Raw genomic sequence first — 23,644 nt, 5'->3', positions numbered from 1 at the left:
GTCAAATTCCTTTCGCTAAATAGAGTAGTTTAATCAATTCATCAAAATACGTTTGGTAATATTTTGATTCATAATGTGAGTAAGAAAAACCAAAAGGATAGTTTTTATCTGAATGGTAAGGTAAATGGGTTATATCAAGCACCTTAACTTCAGGATAACGTGTTAACAATATATTATCTAGTTTTTCCCAATAATAGTTCGAACGTCTAGCTTGATCGATACTTCCAAATTGTCTAATCGTACCATCGTCATCATAATACTGTTCCGATAAACGACCACGGTTCAAAATAACGTGATCCAAAGGGATGATGTTGGATAAACGTTTCATAAATGCATCGAGTACAGGAATCCATCGTGATATCAAAGCCTCTTCATCTTTAAGACAATCTCTACGCCAATCTCGAACATAATCACCCAATCGTTGTTCTTCTTTAATCATGTAGTTATAAGTAATATGTGCGCCATTATTGAGTTCAATTGTTCGTACCATCGCGTCAGCATATAAATCTATGATAAGATAGTCAGGTGCTTTTTCTGCTAATTGTTCGAAAAATAAATGCTTCATATCCGTCTCAATGTACTGATAATCAGGGTTCTCTTTATATAAATCTAATAATTGAACCGGCGCTTCTGTTTCGTTGATACAACTTTCAAGGGTACTGTGAAATTGCGTATACACACAATCGACGAAATGCTTATATTGTGGATTAAAATAGTCGCTTGAATTTAGCGCATTGCGAGAAAAACACGTACCTAAGACTGCGATGCGCGTCGCTGATTCATCAGCTTCCTTTGTCTTACCTCTGAGATAAAGGCTCAATGCGCCTCTACCATTTACGTATACTGTACCTTGAATATGTGGCGTTAGCTGAACCTTAGCTTTGGTTAACGACACGTCTGCCGTTAATGATACATACGTCGCTTCCGCTTCTGTCGTCCCTACTAATAGGTCAATATTATCCCCTTCTTTGAGATAGTGCTGTATGTTTAACGTATCAACATTGAGCACCACTTCACTATCCGAAAGTGATAAAGTCGACAATATCTGATAATCAAACATATTGCCTTGTCGCTGTCTAAGCGCTAAGTATAAGTTTAAATCCGGTGTTGATTGATTCAGTTGTAGTGATAACCCTGTCTTATCCGCTTTCACTTCATTGACTTTAAACTGCTCGCTCAATCCTTTAATACGACGTTTTAAGTAATTATGCTTTTCATGATAATCAATCCCTGCCACTTCAAATGCTTCATGTAACGCTTGATACAATGTCGAAAGTTGGACAGACGATTCTGCACGATTCCCGCGTTTATCGTAACGTTCTGCATATATTTTCCAACATTGATTGACCGGATGCTGCTCGATGATATCCAATAATTTTAGCGCATCGCCTTGTAAATCTTCTGTAGATAATGGAAACGATGCTGTATAATACTTCGACGTTTCATTGACCATTTTGCATAACTTAAGCTGATAATTGTATCCGTTATCTAACTTCCATACGTCTTTTTCTAACTTTAATGTTTGATCGAATGATTTAGGCGTCACATTCACATGTAATTGTTGGCCTCTGGATAATAACGTCACATCATATAAAGGGTTGAGTGTCGTCAACGTCTTATCCATATCACACGATGTTTTAAGTTCTATAATTAACGTAGTACCTTCTGTCACATTTGCCCCAAACCACTGTTTTAAATCAACCACCATCTTATGTTTCGTATCGCGATAAGGTAGTGAATATTTCTTCACAAATTCTCCGACACCATCAACAAAGTGATATTTCAGCTTTTCTGATGCTTGTTCTTTTGGGATGATTAATTTCTGATCACGTTTTAATTTGATGTTCGACATAGTAATCCTTTCTCACTACTGTTTGATTTACAGTTGTTTAAGCGTTTCGAATAATGCTTTTCTCGTTTGTGACTTCACTTCGAACAGTTTGTCATAAGAGGCTTGATACGGTGGTAATAGTTTAAAGTCATGTTCACTGATCGTTTGTAATGCTTCAAAGAATTGATCTAAGTTACTGACAACTTGTCCGATATCACTGTATTGAATTGTCTTAGATGCCACGTGATGTGAAGCGTATTTATTATATTGATAAAAGATGACATTCTTTTGCTGGAAAAGAAAATCTACTGCGACTGATGAAAAATCGGTGATCAAGCATTTACAAGAAGCGACCATATCTGGAATCTCCACTTGTTCGGTCTTTAGATATTGGATGAGTGGGTGTTCACTCGTTAAATAACGCGCATATTTTTCAAACTGTGGATGCATTAAAATATTTAATTTGAGTTGATGCTTCTCTAAATAATCTACCAATCGTTTATCTGTCACGAGTTCCTTGAGCTTCAGATAATATTCTGTTTCTAAAAACTGAGCGACTGAAAGGTTTTGAAGTCCACGTTGCCAAGTAGGCATGAATAAGATCTCATCGTTAAATTGGCGATGTTTCAATAAATTATCATGCCTTGCCATCCCCGTGATCAAGACCTCTTCTGGTTTATAACCCAGTGTTTCACAGATAATCTGACGTTCGTATTGACTATTAGCCGTTATATAATCTACGAGATAATCATTTTTACTCAAATACGGCGCAATGTTGTGAATGATCATCCCATGTTGAATAGAGACGATGTGTTTAGCGGCCAATTCTTGTTGGTAAAGCGCTCGATATAACTTGCCATGATAAGGCATCATCGTTTCTTCAATAGTAAATGACGTAATGTATTGGTCTGCAAGCAACATCATCAATTTATGTTTGAAGCTCTTTAAATAGACGACATGTCCTAAAGGTAATAACTTTGCTATTGCATCTGTCGCATTTTTATCAATTAAATAATAAGCCGCGACTTCGTTTTGCTGTTTTCGCAAATATTCGAAGAAGAAATATGAGTTATCAGACGCTGTATTCGTACGTTCAGAAATAAGCCATATCGGTTTCTTTAAATCACGTTTGATTCGTGAAGCTAGTAGTTTTAATCCTGCTTTTTCTACTTTACGCATGCACTTCTTCACTTGCCCTCTTACATTCCTAAACTTCTGAGTCTTCTTCCACGCAGCACTCTGTCTAATATCGATATAATCCACATCGTAATTGGCTTCAATATTTTCTACTTGCTTTCGCCAATAGCTTTCACTTCGGTATAGCACCAATGCATTGATTGCTTCCTCATCAAAGTGTTGCTCGAGTAAACGATAGAATACATACATCTCTGACGTCTCTTCATCTGTAAAGCCTGGACAGACTGCAATGAGCTTTCTAATACTATCAAAGGTGCGTTGTTGCAGCGCTTGAGAGATTTCCTTTTCAAATGATTTGTGATTAAATAAACGCTCAACATATCGAATCACTGCACTATCATCAATAAAACAATGCACAAAAGTAGTGGCAGGCACATGCTCAAGTAAATCAATGAAACCATATAACATGTCTTCTTTGTACCACAGATTACGTAAATCACGGCCAATATAGTTCGATTCGATATAAAGTTTATGACTTGATTCCAACTGTGCGAGATAATATTTTGCGATTAATGATGCCTCAGGATATGCATTGGCTTTAATAATGACACTTGAAAATAACTCACGTATGTCAGATTGCGTAAAATCATATAAAGTGATCGCTTCGATATTTTTAAGAGTGAGTTTGGCAATATCCACTTGTTGCGCTTCCATTTGTCGTATCGCTTCTTCGACAGCTGCAGCTTCAAATTCAAAATCAACATTGTTATAGAAAATATAATCATATTCAGTTAAGTCCACATCGATGTTGGGTTTTGAATCGGCTGGATTATAGACTATCGTGTGATCAAACCAATCTTGTTGTTCAAAGCGTAAAAATTGTGTGATATTGCGATTTTGATGATGGAATAGAAGTTGTAATATCCGCATTTCATAACCTCCACGTTACTTCAATAAGTGTAATTTCTGCATCATTAGACTTAATTGATAACTTCTAGAATGTTTAAACTGTTGTTGTTCGTTTTTCTTCCGAACTAAATAAGTGCCGCGGTAATAGCTTTCACGACGTTTTCTTAGCAACGCCGCGTATTCAATCGCCAATGCATAGGCTTTATGATGAATAAGATTCACGATTGGTTTTTCATTATTCAAGTATAGGTCTAATACTTGTGCGTCATATACAGAAACGACCTGATGTATCCCTTCCATACAACGTAGCTGTTCACTTTCTGTTAACAATTCAAATTCGGGATCAAGCACTTTCCATAGTAATGAACGTAACGCATTAATTTTAAAGAATGCTAATGCTTCTGTATCATAATGAGGTGCACACAGTTCATATGCGATGATGTCATTTTCTATTGAATCGATGACTGCTTGATGGGTTAATGACTTATTCTCTCCTACATCTCGATTGCGATAGTGATAGATGACTTCAGGGATGTAACTAAAGGCATTCGCACGCGTATATAACAAAGTATCAACAATCTTATCTTCACCATTTCGCAGATCTTCTGTAAATTGAATTTGTTTTTTCTCATAGAAAGCTTTTCTTATTAATTTTAAAACGACTCCAATTTTAACTTGAGCAAAGAACGGCACTTCAACCAATGACACTGATGTATATCGTTTCTTTAACTTATGTTGTTTAAACGTCGTATGTTGGAACGTCGACCCATCTTCATTAAAGGATTGCATCGTTCACATCACAAAGTCATCCTGAGGCTGCATATGTTCAAGTAATAACTGATACGCATTGGGTTCTAAAATGTCATCAGGATCCATAAAATGGATAAACTCACCATGAGATAGCGCCACTCCTTTGTTACGCGGTTTACCTGGAGAACCATTATTTTCAGGATAACGATAATAAATAAAGTGATTGAATTGATCACGATAACGTTCTGCACGTTGTTGCGTATCATCTGTAGAACAATCGTCCACAATAATGATTTCTAGATTGTCTTGACCCACCGTTTGATGCAGCAATGAATCTAAACACGCTTCTATATATTCACCGACATTATATACGGGTAAAATCACTGATATTTTCATGAGCTAACTCCTTTGATCTTTTTCGTAACTCTACGTATGCCACGTGCTAACACGGAAGGACTTTTGACTTTAATGACTTGATGGGCAGCTTCATCATGTATTTCCGCTTCAAACCCAGCTATCAACTGTAACCAACTTAACCTAGCTGAATACAAATTGAGCGAAAAGTCTTCAATTTCTTCTCCACACATTGAAACACGTTTCGTCCGATATAGTTGGGCGATTGCCTCGCTCGCTTTCGAGATAATTTCGACCTTCGAATCAACAGGAATACCATAACTCTCATCAGAAAAGCTAAAGCATATTTGACGCCGGCTCATCTTAATATGATGAAGGAGTAACTGTATATGCTGATAATGAGTTTGATACGGAAATGGTAAGGACTTGAGCGCATATAAATACGCCTTACATCGATTTGGACAATCGAGTTGTTGAATCACCGAAATTGAGATAAAACGAAACAAAATTTCAGAAATTTCATTACAACGTGGATCTTCCAACACAAAGCGCTTGTTTAATTGCGATTGATTATGCTCCAATAAATATTCCAAATAATGCAAAGCAATTAAATATTGCACATAAGGGAGCACACATCCATGTGATTTTTCAGATTGTTCAATCAACTCAAAGTAATTATTTTCAATATGTTTAATATAGCGATCTGCGGATGTCCAGCTTTCACGACTTAATGATTGGGGATTATTTCTGTCATAATAGTAAAATGCGTTTCTAATCAATCCGTATTTTCCTTCTTCAATTAACACTTGGTTAATTAATAAGGCATCTTCCCAATATGAGAGTGCCGTGTCAAAGCGGTATCCTCGATCAAAAATACAACGTCTAAACACGACCCCTCCGATATGAAACTGTACTGCACGAGGCTGCGACGTTATATCGATGACATCTTCACTTTGTTCGAACTTCTGATTTAACATGGAAACGCGTTGTCGACCTTGTTCTTCTATCACAATGGGCGCGACCGCGATATTCACTGCTTCGTTTTCGATAAAGCATTGGATACTTTGTTGTAGAAAATGAAGGCTTAATCGATCAGAATCGTCTACAAAAATAATATATTCACTTGCATCATCCACATGTGCCAATCCTAAGTTACGTGCTGCACTCACACCTTGGTTTGCTTGATGTAATAGTTTAATATGCTTGTGGTTTTGATAGGCTGATAAAATGTGTGCAGTATCATCCGTACTTCCATCATCGACAACTATAATTTCAATCGGTAACCATGGGAAATCAAAATGGTGTATGAGATCGTCTATCGTCTGTTTAATCGTACTTGCGCCATTATATACAGCAATAATAATCGTAAACATCTGGGCATCATCCTAGTTGTATTCTACTTAATATGACTATTTTAGTTATTTTTTTGTTAATATTGCATTTTATTTACTGGTACCTCATTATATAATACGATATGAAAAATTGCGACATCTATTCATGATACATGTCGTAATTCCTATTTATATCAGATTAAAAAAGCGCTGTAATTGTACTAATGAGCCTTTGTTTAAAGCGTATTGCGCGACGACACTTCCTTGTTCGAGCTCAACCACTTGATCAACACAATTCAATAATAACTCATAGTCATGGGTGATTAGAATAATCGTATACCCTTCTGCTGCAAGTGATTTTAATTGTTGACTCATCTCTCGCATGCGGGCGCCATCCAGTCCGCTAGAAGGTTCATCAAAAACCAGTACATCTCGATCAGCGACCATCGCACTCGCTACAGCTAAACGTTGTTGTTCACCGCCAGATAATGCAATCGGATGTTGTTGTCGTAGCGCAGCAAGTTGGTGCTTCGCTAACGCGGCTTCAATTTCATCCGACGTTAAACCGGGTTGACTCAACAACAATTCTTCTTCCACACTTTCGGTAAAGAGCTGATGACTCACTTCTTGAAAGACCATATAAATCTGTTTAAGCCTTTCTTTATTGGTTAGCACTTGTTGATCGAACATGATACGCCCATGATTTGGATTTAACATGCCCGTCAAACAGCGCGCAAAGGTCGACTTCCCTGCACCATTATGTCCGATTAACGCTGTCACTTGTCCACGTGCAATGTCTAACTCATCGATATCTAACACCCATGGCCCGCGTTTATGATAGCGATATTTTAAACCTTTGATCGTCAACATATCACGACCGTTTTGAAAGGGATGATTATTCGGCTGTAACGCACGTAAATCGGTTGCTCTCAATCCAAGTTCTGTCACAACCGTTTGCGATAATTGATTGGACGTGTCCGATTGATAATCATCAACAATTTTCCCATCTGACATGACAATAAAGCGATCCGCAACATCCATCAAATAATATAGACGATGTTCAGCAATGATAATCGTCTTACCTTGTTGTTTCCATTGATCAATCATTCTTTTTAACTTTTCAATCGTCGTAAAGTCCAAGTTTGAAGACGGTTCATCTAAGATGATGAAATCATGGTGTGCCACTTGCACCGCAGCACATGCTAAGAGCTGTCTTTCTCCCCCAGAAAGGTTGAAAATATTGCGATCCAATAAATGCGTCATTTCATTTTGCTTCGTTACTTGTGCGATATCTTGCGCAATCAATGCAGGATCGACACCATAGTTTTCCGGTTCAAATGCAAGCTCGCTTGTTGTATTGAGACAGAAAAATTGAGAGCGTGGATTTTGAAACACTGACCCACAATTTTTCGATATGTCATACAAGTCTTGATCGATTAAAGACGTTCCATTGATATTCGCCTCACCTTGTAACTCCCCTTCAAAATATTGAGGGATGAGCCCGTTCAGTATACGGATTAATGTCGTTTTCCCACAACCGGAAGGCCCAGTGAAACACACGACTTCTCCTGTTTCTATCGTTAAATTCAGATTCTTTAAAATCGGTTGGCTATCTTCATAACTAAAAGATAAATTTTTCAACGTGATCATACATGCACCCTCAAATCAAATAATAAAGTACGAATAACAACAGCGTTAACACTAAAAAGCAAATGTCGATCAATGTAATCTTGATTTGTATTAAACTCGTCCGCGTATGTGTTAAGTTCAGCCCACGTGTCATTGACGCAATCGTCAGTTCATTTCCGATTTTCATAACGCTGTTCAGTAAAGGAACCACTCGATATTCCAAGTACACAATTGGATGACGGAATGCATGGGCAAGTGTGATGCCTCTCATTTTCATCGCATCCTTAATATGTGCGGCTTCTTCCCTAATCGTTGGGAAAAAGCGAAACATCACAGCTATCGGAATCGTCACTTGATTTGGTATTTTTAATGTTTCTAAACCTCTAATGAGTACTTCGACCTGTGTGCTTTTTAATATGTAGTACCCCATGAGAAGCGGTGGTACGAAACGCGTTACAATCCCACTTGGAATAAAAATAAGCAACGTGAGTGTTTGATGTTGCGGTAAATATGTAAATGCTTCTCCGTACCAAGCAATTCCTATCAACAATCCGAATAAGACACCCTTTTTAACTTGACCGATCAACATACATAAAACGACGGGAATGAATAGCAATATCAATCTCACAAAGACACAAGGGCCAGACACTGCACCAGTTAAGGCAATCAATGAGATGACTAACATCAAAGCAATTTTAACCCTAGGATCTAAGTTGAACGGATGGTGTTGATGGATCGTTACTTCATACATGTTTAAATCATTCCTGCTCGTTTAAAATGTTTTTTCAATACTAGTCGTGCGATTTCGACACCTATCCATGCCCCAATCACTGTCGTAATGATGATGACTGGAATCATACCGACAGAAAATAAACCTGCCACAGTCTCTTGATATGACTCACCGTATTTATCTTCTATAAAAGATAAATATTCATTTCTCATAAAATAAAACGGGATAAAATTCCCCATCGACCAGAAAGAAAAAATGATATAGCCAATGCGATTCAGTTTCCAATCTTTGTATTGACGTAAGGACATCACATAGTCAGCAATTAAAATGACGGGTACACTCAGTATCAGTGCCACCCACGGATGCCCCATCATAATCAAAATGATGTTCACGACGATTCCACAAATCGTCAGCGCACCAAAGGTTTGGGTTTTCATCACAAGCATCATAATGGGGATGCCCCCAATCAGGCCAATCATCGCTGGCAATAGAACCATAAATATCGGAATGATCCCTAAAATGCCAGGTGGTGCGATTAAGATAAAATAAATCGCCGTAAATATACCAATATATATTAAGTCCTTAACTTCTAATTTATGTTTCTTCATCCTTACACCCTTAATCTCTTATTATGTGAAAATTCACGCTGTAGAGTTCATTTTACTACTCTTTCAAAGATACAATAATTGAAAATGATTATCAATGATTGAATCATAAGTTTCTCATTTTTAATTGTCCTAAACCTACTTTCCCAAAGTGAGTTCGCATGCACTTTTACCTAATTTATAAGATCGTAATAACCCCCTTGTTGACATTGATAATTCTAAATTGTTAGAATAATGTTTATATTTAGGAAATGAATTGTAAATTAAGGGGATGGAATATTATGAAAAAAGCGACTTCACTTATCGAAGAAGATGAACAATATTTTGCCAAACCAGGACGCATCAAATACTATCCGTTAGCCATCGATCATGGTCACGGTGCTACATTAGTTGATGTGGATGGAAATACATATATTGACTTACTCTCGAGTGCCAGCTCACAAAATGTGGGACATGTACCTCAACCCGTCGTCGATGCAATAACCGCACAAGCACAGCGCTTCGTTCATTATACACCGGCATATATGTATCATGAACCACTCGTCAAACTCGCTAAAAAGCTCTGCGAAATTGCGCCAGGTGATTATGAAAAACGCGTATTGTTTGGATTATCCGGTTCTGATGCGAACGATGGTATCGTCAAACTCGCGCGTGGTTATACAGGTAGACCCTATATCATCAGTTTTACAAATGCTTATCACGGCTCTACATACGGCTCACTTTCAATGTCGGCCATCAGCCTCAACATGCGTAAAAAATATTCACCATTGGTCCCAGGCTTCTACCATATCCCGTATCCTGATAATTATCGTGGATTATATGAAAGCGAAATCCCTGCAACCGTAGAACAATATCTCGCGCCTTTCAAAGAAATGCTTGAAAAATATATCCCCGCAGAAGAAATCGCGTGTATTGTCATTGAAACGATGCAAGGTGATGGAGGGCTATTAGAACCGATCGATGGATACTTTAAAGCACTGCAAGAAATCTGTAGAGACAATGGTATCCTTCTAGCCGTAGATGATATTCAACAAGGTTTAGGTCGAACAGGTACATGGAGTTCAGTGGAACATTTCGATATTGAACCAGATTTAATCACATTTGGTAAATCATTGGCAGGTGGTTTACCCATGTCAGCGATTGTCGGTCGTGAGGAGATCATGAACCATTTAGATGCACCTGCTCACCTCTTTACCACAGGTGCAAATCCAGTTAGTTGTGAAGCGGCACTTGCCACACTACAAATGATTGAAGAAGATGATTTATTACAAGCGAGTACAGATAAAGGAAACTATGTGAGAAAGCGTATGGACCAATGGCCATCGCAATTTGACTGTGTCGGTGATGTGCGTGGTAAAGGACTCTCCATCGGTATAGACATCGTCTCAGATAAAGCGAAGAAAACGCGTGATCCTGAAGCGGCACTCAAAATCTGTAATTACTGTTTTGATCACGGCGTCATTCTCATCGCTATCGCAGGTAATGTGCTCCGCTTCCAACCCCCACTCGTAATTGAATACGATCAATTGGATCAAGCGTTAGATACGATTGAAGATGCGATTCATGCGCTTGAAGCGGGTGAGTTAGATAACTACAACATTGCTGGACAAGGATGGTAATCTTCCATCTTTCTCTATAAAGACACAAAAAAGAGGCTGAACATTGTTTCAGCCTCTTTTAATATGTGCTTTTTTGTTAGCGCTTATTAAATGGTTTGTTTTTCGTGCTATCTGTTACCTACGTCTTGTCCAACTTCAACGGTATCATCGTCTTCGTTATAGACAGCGGCTTGAACACTACCGAAGTTTGGATCGTTACGTTTTTCTTCCACGTTGTAGCCCATGTTTTTAAAGACGTCGATATCTGAGTTTGGCATGGCTTTTTCATAATAAACCGTACCACCATCGTTGTAGAATCTTGGTTTATCCAGTGCATCTTGAAGTGTGCTGTCATTTCTGATGTAATCGACAATCACTTCGTTCAGCATAGTAGGGATTTTGTTACCGCCTGGTGTACCAATACCCATGTAAAAGTTAGGTCCCACGACAATCGTAGATGCTGTAAATGAACGTGGTTGTTTATGTTTTTCACCATAGTTTGGACTGTTTGGATCGCTGGAGAAGTTTTTCAAGGCGTTGTTCATGTAGAAGCCTTCTTTCATGTACTTACCAGAGCCAAAGTAACTGTCCAATGTATTCGTTGTACTTGTAAGATTACCATCTTTATCGACTACGACGAAGTGGGTTGTATGTGTATTGTCTATGCCTTCTGGATTAATTTCTTCTTGTGTTTGGTTGACTTCGTTTAATTGGCTTAAGATATATTCTTGAGACAAGTAGTTTTCTGAATTGTTGTCTTGACCATTAACGATATCTCTATTTTGATACATTAAGTTTCTTGATTTGATGACCCCTTCAAGGTAATCTGTACGGTTTATCGGAACTGAGTTATTCATCGCTTCATCGATTTCTAACCCTTGTAACATTAACGTACCTGATAATGGATTTGATGCTGAATAAATTTTGTTGTTGAGATAATCCGTACTAACTGGTGCTTTAGGTGTCATTTCATAATCTTGGAAGTCTTTTTTAGTCAATTTATTATCTAATTGTTTAGAGATACTTTTACCTACTTTATCGTAGAAGTAATCTGGACCATTATCGCGAATGCCTTTCAACGTTTTAGCGAGTGCAGGTTGTTTAACAACGTCGCCTTCACGTTTAGTTCTACTGCCGTCAAAGAAAGGAGAATCGCGATCTACGTCGGAACCATAAAGTTTCAAGCTTCGTTCTAATTCTGAGTCTACTTCAAAGCCGTCAGTAGCAAGTGGAATGACATAATTTAAGATGTCTTTTTCACTCATTTTACCTTCGCGTTGGTGTGCTTCATGCATCCCTTTTACAAATCCTGGTGTACCGATGACGTCTTTTTGTTTAAAGTTATAAGACGAAATATCTTTGTATTGATATTGTTTTGGTTCAGCGTTTTGATCACCGTTGTATGTCAACATAACGCCCCCACCACCGAGACCAGAGGAGTGTGGTTCTGTAACGGCTAGCGCGTAACCGACACCCATCGTTGCATCGGCAGCGTTACCGCCATCTTTAAGTATTTTATTACCGATACGTGTAGCGATGGTATTGTTGGAAGCCACCCCGTATTTTTGTTGATTGGATGCAGATTGCGTATGACCTGCGATTTTATTTTCATACAGTTCATTTTTATCGTAAGTATCTGGTTTTGTATAAAAATAAAACACAAACGATACCGCGATGGTCGCGACTAAGATCAGAATCAGAAATTTTTTATTGTACATATTCATCTTCAACTGGCTCCTTTAGATAAATATTTAACTTCTTCTGTTTGGATCTCTTGTTTTTCATATTTATCTAAACCTTCATTCGCTCTTGCAAACACAACAACGCAGAAGATTAGTATGATCAAGAGAACAATTATGATTGCTACGCCACGTTCTTTAATCTTCATATACATAACCTCCATCTTGTTTTTCTAATTTAACATTCTCTTTCTGCAGGTTATTCATCAATCTTCTCTGTTCAATTTTGTTCATCTTGTTCGTAGAGATCTTACCACCTTCATATTTCACTGGTGTGATTTTGAAGGTAGAGTTTTTGTTATTCCAATCTTGTTGTACTGCGATACTTTCTTTATTTTTAGATAAGAAGTTCTCAGATGTTGTATTACCTAAGCTGTAAAAGATAGATGTGTTGTTATATTGTTCAATCGGTTGGACCACTGTATTGTGACCAACAACCACATCCGCACCCGCTTTTGATAATGCGTGCGCATATTCTTTTTGTCGTGTTGTGACGTTACGTTCATCAGGAATACCCCAGTCTACGTTAACAACGACGTAATCGTTATTTTTCTTCAAGTTCTTAATGAGTGGCATAAAAATGCGGGGTTTCAAACTGATAGACGTTGTATTTCTCAATGAATCTGTATATTTAGATTCTACGTCTGTGAATGATACGGTTGCGACTTTTTGCCCGTTGATTTCTTGTTGTACGGTTTTACTATTGATTGGGTTTGAACCATTACCTGTTAAATAGTTATAACCCACTTGTGATTCTGCTTTTTTGTCTAAATCTATAGCTTGGACGTTATCGATTTTGTCGTTAACGATATTTAAACTTGTGAAGCCTAAACGTTTTAAAAACATGATGTTTTCAATATTTCTATTGATGTTGGTCTTTTGATCATCGGAAAATTTAGCGATTCTCAAGCTACCTGATGAATAATCACTCTGCTTCAATACATTTCTCAATGCTGCAAATGACTCATTCAGATTTGTTTTATGTATGTGAGAGTTGAGGGTAATATTACCGAAATAAGTAAAACGCGTATCTCCTTGCGCTTTGGCCGTCGTGTTAATTGGCTCTGTTTTTTGAGCACTGACTACAAAGACAATCAAAACAATGACGATAGCTAATACCACTAAGGTAAGCAGTGAGTTGTGCTTTTTATGCATTTTAGCCCATTTCAATACCCGTTCGCTCATGGTCAATTTTTTTTGCTTTTTCATTTTCATGCTCCTAACTAATTAATAAAGCTGTAAAGGAATAAAATGACATAAGTGATACATGTTAATAACATACATGAAGCCAATGTGATGACGACACCTTGTTTTTGAATCGTATTAGCGATAATACCAGGGATAACGACACCAATTCCAGACATTTCGACCATTTCAAACGGGGTGAGGGGATAAATCAAATCGAGTAAGAACTTGAGTATCATCCCTGTTAATATCATAGCTGCGAACTTACGACGTCCGTACAAGATAACCCAACGGCTCACACCGTGGTTAACAATAAAGTATGTAAGGCAACTAATAATCAATACTGATAACAGCATGACTGGTTGATCAAAGATTAATGCTAAGTAACCTGGTACGACTAAACCTGCTGGATTAATACCGAATTTCTCAGCGAATAACAAACTTAAAACGACACCTATAAATAATGAAAAATATAACTCTGAACCTATCATATGATTTATATCCCTTCTATATATTCTGCAATTTCTTTACCGGGTCCGTGAATATTACCGGCACAGAAGATCAATGCATCTTTTGATTCTTCATAGACTGCTTTTTTCACATCTTCAATGCTATGGCCTTCGAAGTTTAAGTAATTAACCTCTGGATAATTTCTCATGACTTCACTGACTAACTGCGTGCTCTTACCGGTACAAATCAATGTGTCAAACTTAACATTTGGTAGGAAATCTTCGGCGAATAATCGCGTTCTATCTACCCTGTCTGAACGACAGTTTAAGATGACGACCACTTTTTCGTACGGGTAATTGTAAGAAGCGACTTTATCTAGAATGGCCATAGTGGACTGTGGTTCGTTTGCTGCAAAAGCATTCACATAGACATTGCGCGTTTGATTGGCTTCGAAATATTTGATTTCGACTGCCCCAGAGTCAGCTGGTGCATTAAGCATGCCGCGCGTAGCTGTTTTAGCATCAATGCCAAGTGCTTCTGCAACACCCATCGCAATTGCAACATTGTCAGGGAACACGAGATAATCAAACTTACGCAAGAATGATTCTGGCACTTCATTTTTATCAACAACGATGACTTTAGTATGTCGTTTTTTCGCTTGTTTAATAAAGAAGTCGGTGTAATCGTCTTTCATAACGACAAGATGACCATTATAAGGAATCGTTGCAGTAAAGGCTTGTGCAACCTCATCTAGTGTTGGTCCTAACACGTCCATATGGTCTTCCATCACGTTAACGATGACACCAATGTTTGCTTTGACGAGTTCATTCTGGAACGTAATTTGGTAATCTGGGTTAACTGCCATACATTCATTGACTAAGGCGTTAGCTTTTTGGTCGACGACACTTTTTACGATGTCGCGTTGTTCACCAATGTTTGCACCTTGAGGTTTTCTAATGACTGGTGTTTCCTCGTCTTGATACCAATACATCATTCTCGCATCTGTACCCGTCGTTTTACCGATCACATGATACTGATCTTCCTTTAAAATACCGAAAATCAATCGCGTTATGGTTGATTTCCCTCTAATTCCGTTTATGTTAATCCGCACTGGAATTCGTTTTAAGCGTTGATTGTGTCTTTTTTTATCTACGATGCCTAAACATAAAACCAATACCACACAGATGGTGATGATAAAGAACAATATATGACCCTCATTTCAATGTATTTTCATTGCTTTAGCATATAAAAAAGGACCAGAAAATGATGTTACTTCGTTATAAAACATCTTTGTTCAGCTTAGCGCTATACATACTTTTCCATTTTCCAATCCTTATTATAAAACATGGTACTCCTTCAATATTTAGCCACATTAAATAATGTAAATCTAATGTAAATTTCATATTAATATTGAATTAAAGTTTCAAAAATTTAAAATCACCGTATATGAAGCAAGTCATTTGCTATGACGGTTGTGTGTTTGCAAGTATTTTTATGTAAATTCTTTTAATATAAGTAATAAATTTACTTGTTATTTACATGTACTTAATATTCTCATGTTATGTTTATTGTAATTTAAAGGACAAAACGAGGAGGTATCTGAATTGAGTAAATATAAGCGTTTCGTACTTACATTATACTTGGGTGTGATATCTCTTATAACGATCGGTTATCTGTTAATGATCTTAATTGGTAGTATACAAGGAAATGATATGAAAGGTGCTGCACTCGATGCAGATAATACCAATCATAGTAAATTTATCGACTCAAGAAATGACCGTGCTGACACGCCTGAGTCGAATGCAAACGAGATACATTTATTCAATTTTAAATCAACGATGCTACCTTCCACTCTCCATATCATAACACCTGCAACATTGAACAACAAACAGTAACAATCTACTCAGGATTGAAAATTTTCAACTTTATTTTTATCATATATCGTTTCAGAAAACGATTTGTCTTCCCCTCCCCTACACTTAAAATCAACGACGCACAATTGGAATGCTTATCATTTCGTGCGTAAGTGAATCATTCGTCAATGAACCACATAGAATAAGCCATTCAATATGCATGTAACTTACACATTGAATGGCTATGAGTCACACAATTCTGTGCCTGACTCAATTTTTTATTTGTAATTCGCAAAGTATTACCATATTATTATACTTCTTTTTTATTATTTTTAAAGCCTAATGCTTATGAATAATTTGTTTGAGTTGATTTAAAATGCGTTTACGCTCAGGAATTGGAAAGATTGGAAATACATGGAACAAATTGTATCCGATAATAAAATCGTGTGGAATCGTAAGTTCATTTAATTTATGAGAAAGGCGCTCTGCATCTGGGTAGAGCGTTTCTTTTGTGCCGATAATGATTGTTATATGACCCAGATGTGTTAAGTCACCGTTGATCGGTGATAAACGCCAATCTTCTAATGGACAGTCGCCAGCCCATAAGTTTAAGAAGAATTTACCACCGGGGATTGCAATCATCGGATCATCGTTTTCGTATCGTTTAGCTTCAGGATTAGATAACGTAGCGTCTAGCAATGGAGAAATCATCACAATGTTGCTCGGTTGTGGCAATTGTAATGTCTTCAAATACTGTGCAAAGGATAGCGACATTTGACCACCAGCAGAATCTCCCATGATGGTTAATTGATGTGGACTTTCAACTTGACTTAGCATGCGTTTATATAATGTTTCTAACAAGTCAAAGGTCGTGCGATAGTCTCCGTGTGGGACTTTCGTGTAGATCGGCATGACAATTTTAGCATCGAGTGTAGCTGCCAAATCATCGACAAAAGAAAAATGTTGATCGCGTGGATCTCTAAACCACGCGCCACCGTGAATATATAATACCGCAGATTGTTGGCGATCATTTTTATTATTGATGATATAAACTGTTTGACCTTGTACATCATAGACTTCGACTTTATGTTTAAAATGATACGATGTACCTTTAAATGGCCCTTTAGTAGACGGGCTTACTTTATCCATCATGTGCTGCGCATTTTCAGCGGTCACGAATGTCTGCTTCACTCTTGTTACTCTGAGCATCATTTCGAATAGAAAACTAGGATAGCTTCTTTTTTCAACTACTTTTGCATATAAATAAGATGAAAGTACAGTGCATGCAGTCACAGCAGTTAATCGTTTTAACACGGTCTGTTCCTCCTAATACTTCGTTCACTTAACTTACTCGATTTATGATTTAAGCTCGCTTTGCAAGCTGTCATACATCATACTCAGTTGACGTTCAAACGCTTGCATATCGATAAAGCGGCCTTGTCGATGCATCTCTTTGCCATCATAATAAATTAGATCTACAGGGACGGTGAAAATTGAGAGTTCCCCCGCAATGGCTTCAAGGTGTGATTGATTAATCACACCAAGTGGCACGCCATCGTATTCATTTACTAAATCGGCAATTTGTGGCAATACCGCATGACATACACTACAGTGATCTTTCATCACGTGCACCACTGCAAGCGGATGCGTTTCAACAAATTGATGAAAAGCTTCGATTGATGATAATTGTTCCATGCATTACCCTCCTTTATATTTGCGTCTAAACTCAGTCATTGCTGAATTGAGCCTCTTTAGTGACACTCTACTACAACAGACCAATTTGGGACACAACGTGAATCGTGATAAGACATAGACGTTAGCCGCTTCTATGGATGTACAATCACACGCCATTTATGGATCGACAGTCGTTTTCGTTGCTATGTTCATTATAATAAATTAAATTGCTTTTTTCATATATTACTGATTCATATCGCTTGATGTTGACGCACCTATTTAGATTAGTGCTATTATTTTATCGGTCATTTTTACGTTGATCTAATAATCCTTCGATTCGATCTCTAATCACTTGTGTATACCCTTGTAGCCCGCCTGTATGCACAAAGAGGATACGATCATGGTGCTCATAATGACCTTTCTTGATTTCATTCACCAATCCGCGGAAAGCTTTTCCGGTATAAGTTGGGTCTAAGACAATGCCTTCGAGTTGTGCGATATCAATATAGAACTGTAATTCTTCATCCGTCGCAATACCATAACCTTCACCGATGTAATCATCCACAATGCGGAGCGTGTCAAAATCCTTTACCGTATTATCCAAATCAAGAATGATATCTTGCACCTTTCTTTCAAATGCTTGCGTACTCTGATCGACAGCATAACCAATGACCTGTGTCGCATGTTGTTCAGTATGCGCACCGTACCATAATCCCGCATAACTTCCACCAGAACCGACTGCGACATGGATAGAGTCGAAGTTGATACCTAATTGTTGTTGCTGTGTGACGATTTCATGATAAGCATCAATATAACCATGTGTACCTATCCAATCCGATGCACCTACTGGAATGAGTAAGGGATTGTGTTGTTGTGCTTTCAAATCTTCTGCTACGGCTTCCATCGCTGACTCTCGTGATTCATCTGGACCAATTAAATGTACTGCTGCACCTAGTATGCGATCTAAAAATAGATTCCCTTCAAATTCATCATACTCACCACGCAATACAAGATGACAAGGTATTTGATATTTCGCACAAACGGCTGCTGTTGCACGTGCGTGATTAGATGTGATGGCACCCGTTGTAATGACACAATTAAAGCCTTGATCGAGTGCATATTGAATCGTATATTCTAATTTACGTATTTTATTACCTGAAACTTCTGTGCCAGTATAATCATCTCGTTTAATATAGATATCTTTACCAAGTTGCTCACTTAAGTTTTCAAGTTTGTGTATAGGTGTTGGTAAATGCGCAATATTTAACTTACGTGATAACATAGCCCCTGCCTCCTTATTCTTAGTGCCATTATAGGCATTTCATTGTGTCCCCACAATCGATATCCCTTTCACTATGACCATTTTACTAAGCTTTATTTGAAAAATATATCACTTTGATGATGCTTGCCATTCTCGCTTTAATAATTCATATCGATGCATATCTCGGAGTTCGCCTCTTAAAATGTGTTCTTCTCTATCCGTATTAATGAATTTAAATCCAGCTTTCATCGCTACTCTATTGCTGCTATAATTATCAACATCACAATAAATCAAGATTTTGTTTAAATCGAGTGACGTGAAACCGAAGTCACATAAACGTTTCACACATTTAGGCACAATGCCTCTCCCCGCGTATGCCTCGTCTATCCAATAGCCAATCTCCCCTTTTTAAATTTAGGATTGATTCCATGAAGATCGATCGTACCGACTAACGTGTCGTCGTAATAAATGATGAATAATCGCCCGGTGCCTTCCACTTGTTGCGTCAACATTTCTTTGATAAATGTCACATCTTCTTCGACGGTCATATCATCATGAATAAAATCAAGATATCGTGCTAAATGTTGTTTGTTCCGTTCTTTAACTTCAAAGAGTTGTTCAGCCATGACATATTCAGGTTGTACCATAGAAATATGTTGATCTACTGAAAGTTGTACAAATGTCATCAAATCACCCGCTCTATTTTTAAATTAAAACAATATTACCACAATTCAATTAATTTACAACATGTATTTATTTTTAAATCCATAAAAATACGCGTCATTATCCGGATGATAACGACACGTATCAACTTAAATTTTATTTGACTGTAACAATCGGTTGCCCTAATTTCACTTGGCCATATTGAATGTCTGCCAATGTACGCTCATTTAAGTTTGTAAACACGAGTGGTGTTACTATACTTGGTGCATGCGCTTTAACATAGTCTAAATCGATTTGCATCAACGGTTGACCTTGCGCTACTGTTTCATTTTCCTCAACTAAGCTATCAAAGCCTTCACCTTGTAATTTCACGGTATCGATTCCGATATGGATTAACATTTCGACACCTGACTCGGATTCAAGACCAATCGCGTGTTTCGTCGGAAATACCGTCTTGACGACACCATCAAACGGTGCAACGATGGTTCCTTTTTCAGGTATGATAGCCACACCATCACCCATCATCTTCTGCGCAAACACTTGATCTGGCACTTCACTAATCGGTACGAGTTCACCTGTCGCAGGTGCGTGAATGATATCATCTGTCACTGATGCAACTTTATCCGCTTCTGCTTTGTCGACTTCAACGCTTGTATCTTCATCTTCTTCTACAATCGTTGTTTCACTCGGCTTGGTGATTTCACCACTCATGATTTTAGCCATATCGTGTTTAATTTGATCTGATTTAGGACCGAAAATAGCTTGCATGTTATTGCCGACTTCGAGCACACCTGAAGCACCGAGCTCTTTCAATCCAGACACATCAACTTTTGCTTTATCAACGACCTCTACACGTAAACGTGTGATACAAGCATCTAAATGTTTAATGTTTTCCTTACCACCCATCGCATCAAGCACATCAAATGGTAATTTCGCGACAGATGTATCGCGCACTGCCGCTTCTTTATCTTCACGACCAGGCGTTTTCAAGTTAAACTTCTTAATTGCAAAACTAAACAAGAAGTAATAAACAACTGCATAAACTAAACCAACTGGAATAACGAGTAAGGCATGTGTACGATCCCAGTTTAATAGACCATATAAAATATAATCGATAAATCCACCAGAGAATGTTATACCAATTTTCACATCAAGCAAGTGCATGACAAGGAATGATGTTCCTGCTAATAACACGTGGATGACGTAAAGAACTGGAGCGACAAATAAGAATGAGAACTCTAAAGGTTCTGTAATCCCCGTTAAGAATGATGTCAGACCTGCCGATAACATCAACCCACCAACAACTTTCTTACGCTCTGGACGAGCATAACGATAAATTGCGAAAGCGGCAGCTGGTAAACCAAACATTATAAATGGATATTTACCTGTTGTGAATGAACCTGCAGTAAATGGTACACCGTCTTTCATTTGCGCCATCCAAATACGTTGGTCTCCACGAACGATTTCTCCTGCTTGATTCACATATTGACCAAATTCAAACCAGAACGGTGCATAGAAAATGTGGTGAAGCCCAAATGGAATCAATGAACGCTCAATAATCCCAAAGATAAATGTCGTCAGTGCTAAGTTTTTATCTAATAAGAAGTTTGAAAGGCTATTTAACCCCTCTTGAATTGGCGGCCATACGAAACTTAAAACTACCCCAGCAAGAATTGCGACTGCAGACGTTACGATAGGTACAAATCGTTTTCCTGCAAAGAATCCTAAAAATGCGGGTAACGTAATATTAAAGAATTTATTGTAACACCATGCAGCTAAAGCACCCATAATGATACCGCCAAACACACCGGTTTGAAGTGTCGGTATACCAAGGATTAAGGCATGTGCAGGTGCTCTATCCGCTTGTGATAACTCTTTAGCCCCTTGTGCATAGCTATAAATGTCATCAATCGTAATATTCATCACTTTACCCATCGTGGCATTCATGATTAAATATCCGACTAATGCGGCAAGTGCGGCTACCCCGTCACCACCTGCAAGACCGAGTGCAGTACCTACTGCAAAAAGTAACGGTAGATTATCAAAAATGATTTGACCTGAGGACTCCATAATACCTGAGATCATCACAAAAATTTGATGGTTTAACCATGGCGCAAGCTCGACGAGTTGGTCGTTGTGCATCGCATTCCCCAAGGCAAGTAGTATCCCTGCAGCTGGTAAAATGGCTACAGGTAACATCAACGCTTTCCCAATACGTTGCAACTGCCCAAAAGCTTTCTTGAACATAAAACAAAATCTTCCCTTCCTACAACTTGAAAGCATAAAAAAAGGCATGAGCAAACAAAACTACTTTTTACATAGCTTTTATGATTTGCTCATGCCTGCATAACCAGTAACACGCTTCAAGTATGGATTTTTTCTTAGTATACACTGAACCCAACTCAAGCACAATAGGAGATTGCGATGCATGTATGTTTTTTCATACACTTCAGACTTTGTCTATATTGTGCTCCCATTTTAAATGACAAGACGTGCAATGTTCATGGCTATGGCACAAATGATGCCCCATAGGAGAATGATTTTCCAAGCGAATTTAATCCACTGAATGTAACTAATTTTCGCAACAGCAAGTGCCCCCATTAACACGGCTGAAGTCGGGAATAGCACATTACTGATAGAGTCACCGTATTGGAATGCGAGCACGGTGATTTGACGATTGATATCTAGCAAATCAGAAATAGGAACCATGAGTGGCATCGTCGTCAACGCTTGTCCTGATCCAGACGGGATGAAGAAATTAAGCATGAATTGCAAGATAAACATGAGGACGATCACGATGTAAGAAGGCACATCTGTGAGTAAGGTCGTCATCCCATGGACAAGGGTATCGATAATTTTCCCGTTTTCTAAAATGACGATAATCCCTTTCGCAAAGCCGACGATCATCGCACCAAAAAGGATCTCTTTCATCCCATTAATCATCGCATCGAATGTACCGTTAAAACCAAGACCTCCGATAAAGCCTGATAGCAGACCGGCGAGGATGAAGTTCGCACTCATCTGATTAAAGCTCCAACCATATGAAAAGATTCCATACACATTGAGTAAAATCGCTGCGATAATGAAGAGGAGACTGATCATTTGTCTTTTCGTAAAACGTTCTTGTTTCACCTCTTGTTGATGGTGTGCATCTTCTTTTTCTAAGTTTAGAACGACACTTCGCTCAGGATGGCGTTTAATTTTAGCAGCATACCACATTACTGAACTGATTGCCGCAATAAGGAGGAATATGTAGATCACAGATCTCAGTTCCCAACCTGAGAACATCGGTATTTCGGCGACCTTTTGTGCGACACCGACTGTGAACGGATTAAGCATCCCACCGATAAAACCACTCGCAGCACCTAAGATAACCAACGCCGCACCTGTCATCGCATCATAGCCTAATGTACGTGCGATAAGAATGCCAATGGGTACAAATATGATGGTTTCTTCGGCGAGTCCTATCGAGAAACCCAAGATAGAGAAAACGAGCATCGTTAACGGAATCATCAATATTTTCATATTGCCCAATGCACGCATTGCTTTGTGGACGCCATTTTCAAAAGCTCCGGTTTGATGCACAATACCGAACGCGCCACCGACTAAGAAAATATAGAATACAATTTCTCCACCGCTTAACAAGCCTTCAGGTATTGCTCTGAAGATGTCTAAAAATGAGGCACCCTGTTGTGCCACCTCATGATAAGAACCATCCACGACGACAGTTTGCCCATCTCGTTGTTCTCGATCATATTCCCCAGCAGGTATGATGTATGTCAAAATCGCAGATACTGCAATAATACACATCAATAACGCATAGGTGTGTGGTGTTTTAAACTTAAATTTAGCTTTGTTCTTTGTTGACATGAATATCCCCTCTTTTATGTATGGTTAGGTTTGATTCAAACAAACGACGTTGTTCACCTTAACACGTGGATACGT

Annotated in this window: 22 protein-coding genes; 2 read left to right on the top strand and 20 right to left on the bottom strand. The window is 38.3% G+C overall.

The genetic code is table 11. From position 1 onward, the window contains the following. Position 1: 1 nt before the first annotated feature. The 8 genes from ACSBRB_RS05360 to ACSBRB_RS05325 all read right to left on the bottom strand — a co-directional run bounded on the left by ACSBRB_RS05360 (position 2) and on the right by ACSBRB_RS05325 (position 9,279). Positions 2-1,852 carry a DUF6270 domain-containing protein gene (locus ACSBRB_RS05360; RefSeq protein WP_435031917.1) on the bottom strand — a complete coding sequence of 617 codons (1,851 nt, stop codon included), beginning with the start codon at positions 1,850-1,852 and terminating at the stop codon, positions 2-4. Between the two features lie 27 nt (positions 1,853-1,879). Beyond that, positions 1,880-3,898 carry a CDP-glycerol glycerophosphotransferase family protein gene (locus tag ACSBRB_RS05355; RefSeq protein ID WP_435031916.1) on the bottom strand — a complete coding sequence of 673 codons (2,019 nt, stop codon included), beginning with the start codon at positions 3,896-3,898 and terminating at the stop codon, positions 1,880-1,882. A 15-nt stretch (positions 3,899-3,913) separates the two neighbouring features. Then, positions 3,914-4,666: a hypothetical protein gene (locus tag ACSBRB_RS05350; protein WP_435031915.1), complete on the bottom strand. Its 753-nt coding sequence runs from the start codon at positions 4,664-4,666 to the stop codon at positions 3,914-3,916. Between the two features lie 3 nt (positions 4,667-4,669). Then, positions 4,670-5,023, bottom strand: a complete 354-nt coding sequence (locus ACSBRB_RS05345) for a glycosyltransferase family 2 protein (protein ID WP_435031914.1) — start codon at positions 5,021-5,023, stop codon at positions 4,670-4,672. Beyond that, the gene (locus ACSBRB_RS05340; RefSeq protein ID WP_435031913.1) at positions 5,020-6,354 is read right to left on the bottom strand and encodes a glycosyltransferase family 2 protein; all 1,335 of its coding nucleotides are present in this window, start codon (positions 6,352-6,354) and stop codon (positions 5,020-5,022) included. Before ACSBRB_RS05340 ends, ACSBRB_RS05345 begins: the two co-directional genes overlap by 4 nt. Before the next feature lie 147 nt (positions 6,355-6,501). Next, positions 6,502-7,962, bottom strand: coding sequence for an ABC transporter ATP-binding protein (locus ACSBRB_RS05335; protein WP_435031912.1), 1,461 nt, complete (start codon positions 7,960-7,962; stop codon positions 6,502-6,504). 10 nt (positions 7,963-7,972) lie between these two features. Continuing rightward, positions 7,973-8,692, bottom strand: a complete 720-nt coding sequence (locus ACSBRB_RS05330; protein WP_435031911.1) for an energy-coupling factor transporter transmembrane component T — start codon at positions 8,690-8,692, stop codon at positions 7,973-7,975. Positions 8,693-8,694: 2 nt separating this feature from the next. Next, positions 8,695-9,279: an MptD family putative ECF transporter S component gene (locus ACSBRB_RS05325; protein ID WP_435031910.1), complete on the bottom strand. Its 585-nt coding sequence runs from the start codon at positions 9,277-9,279 to the stop codon at positions 8,695-8,697. A gap of 278 nt (positions 9,280-9,557) precedes the next feature. Here ACSBRB_RS05325 and ACSBRB_RS05320 point away from each other — a divergent pair, with 278 nt between their 5' ends. Beyond that, positions 9,558-10,895 (top strand): aspartate aminotransferase family protein, encoded by a 1,338-nt coding sequence (locus ACSBRB_RS05320; RefSeq protein WP_435031909.1) that lies wholly within the window; start codon positions 9,558-9,560, stop codon positions 10,893-10,895. A gap of 107 nt (positions 10,896-11,002) precedes the next feature. Here the strand turns inward: ACSBRB_RS05320 and ACSBRB_RS05315 are convergent, their stop codons facing one another. The 5 genes from ACSBRB_RS05315 to pgsB are packed head-to-tail and all read right to left on the bottom strand — an operon-like array spanning position 11,003 to position 15,452. Further along, a complete protein-coding gene (locus ACSBRB_RS05315) occupies positions 11,003-12,598 on the bottom strand; it encodes a gamma-glutamyltransferase (RefSeq protein ID WP_435031908.1) in 1,596 nt (531 codons plus the stop codon). A gap of 2 nt (positions 12,599-12,600) precedes the next feature. Next, the gene (locus ACSBRB_RS05310) at positions 12,601-12,762 is read right to left on the bottom strand and encodes a hypothetical protein (protein WP_169791265.1); all 162 of its coding nucleotides are present in this window, start codon (positions 12,760-12,762) and stop codon (positions 12,601-12,603) included. Next, the gene (locus ACSBRB_RS05305) at positions 12,752-13,822 is read right to left on the bottom strand and encodes a CapA family protein (RefSeq protein WP_435031907.1); all 1,071 of its coding nucleotides are present in this window, start codon (positions 13,820-13,822) and stop codon (positions 12,752-12,754) included. Before ACSBRB_RS05305 ends, ACSBRB_RS05310 begins: the two co-directional genes overlap by 11 nt. 14 nt (positions 13,823-13,836) lie before the next feature. Continuing rightward, positions 13,837-14,289 carry a poly-gamma-glutamate biosynthesis protein PgsC gene (gene pgsC, locus ACSBRB_RS05300; RefSeq protein WP_059108000.1) on the bottom strand — a complete coding sequence of 151 codons (453 nt, stop codon included), beginning with the start codon at positions 14,287-14,289 and terminating at the stop codon, positions 13,837-13,839. A 5-nt stretch (positions 14,290-14,294) separates the two neighbouring features. Further along, positions 14,295-15,452, bottom strand: coding sequence for a poly-gamma-glutamate synthase PgsB (pgsB, locus tag ACSBRB_RS05295; protein WP_435031906.1), 1,158 nt, complete (start codon positions 15,450-15,452; stop codon positions 14,295-14,297). Positions 15,453-15,852: 400 nt separating this feature from the next. Here pgsB and ACSBRB_RS05290 point away from each other — a divergent pair, with 400 nt between their 5' ends. Next, positions 15,853-16,143 carry a hypothetical protein gene (locus tag ACSBRB_RS05290; RefSeq protein WP_435031905.1) on the top strand — a complete coding sequence of 97 codons (291 nt, stop codon included), beginning with the start codon at positions 15,853-15,855 and terminating at the stop codon, positions 16,141-16,143. A gap of 297 nt (positions 16,144-16,440) precedes the next feature. Here the strand turns inward: ACSBRB_RS05290 and ACSBRB_RS05285 are convergent, their stop codons facing one another. The 7 genes from ACSBRB_RS05285 to ACSBRB_RS05255 form a co-directional block, all read right to left on the bottom strand. After that, positions 16,441-17,415 carry an alpha/beta hydrolase gene (locus ACSBRB_RS05285; protein WP_435031904.1) on the bottom strand — a complete coding sequence of 325 codons (975 nt, stop codon included), beginning with the start codon at positions 17,413-17,415 and terminating at the stop codon, positions 16,441-16,443. Positions 17,416-17,457: 42 nt separating this feature from the next. Next, positions 17,458-17,796 (bottom strand): thioredoxin family protein, encoded by a 339-nt coding sequence (locus ACSBRB_RS05280; protein ID WP_435031903.1) that lies wholly within the window; start codon positions 17,794-17,796, stop codon positions 17,458-17,460. Positions 17,797-18,073: 277 nt separating this feature from the next. After that, on the bottom strand, positions 18,074-19,057 hold the full coding sequence (locus ACSBRB_RS05275) for a D-cysteine desulfhydrase family protein (protein WP_435031902.1): 984 nt from the start codon (positions 19,055-19,057) through the stop codon (positions 18,074-18,076). 108 nt (positions 19,058-19,165) lie between these two features. Next, positions 19,166-19,393 (bottom strand): GNAT family N-acetyltransferase, encoded by a 228-nt coding sequence (locus tag ACSBRB_RS05270; protein WP_435031901.1) that lies wholly within the window; start codon positions 19,391-19,393, stop codon positions 19,166-19,168. 26 nt (positions 19,394-19,419) lie between these two features. After that, positions 19,420-19,722, bottom strand: coding sequence for a hypothetical protein (locus ACSBRB_RS05265; protein ID WP_435031900.1), 303 nt, complete (start codon positions 19,720-19,722; stop codon positions 19,420-19,422). 133 nt (positions 19,723-19,855) lie between these two features. Next, positions 19,856-21,946 carry a glucose-specific PTS transporter subunit IIBC gene (gene ptsG, locus ACSBRB_RS05260; RefSeq protein ID WP_435031899.1) on the bottom strand — a complete coding sequence of 697 codons (2,091 nt, stop codon included), beginning with the start codon at positions 21,944-21,946 and terminating at the stop codon, positions 19,856-19,858. Between the two features lie 231 nt (positions 21,947-22,177). Beyond that, positions 22,178-23,569, bottom strand: a complete 1,392-nt coding sequence (locus ACSBRB_RS05255) for a YfcC family protein (protein WP_435031898.1) — start codon at positions 23,567-23,569, stop codon at positions 22,178-22,180. Positions 23,570-23,644: the final 75 nt, after the last annotated feature.

It is taken from the genome of Staphylococcus auricularis (assembly GCF_051172115.1).
Lineage (GTDB): Bacteria > Bacillota > Bacilli > Staphylococcales > Staphylococcaceae > Staphylococcus > Staphylococcus auricularis_A.
This window is presented reverse-complemented; position numbering and strand designations above follow the sequence as displayed.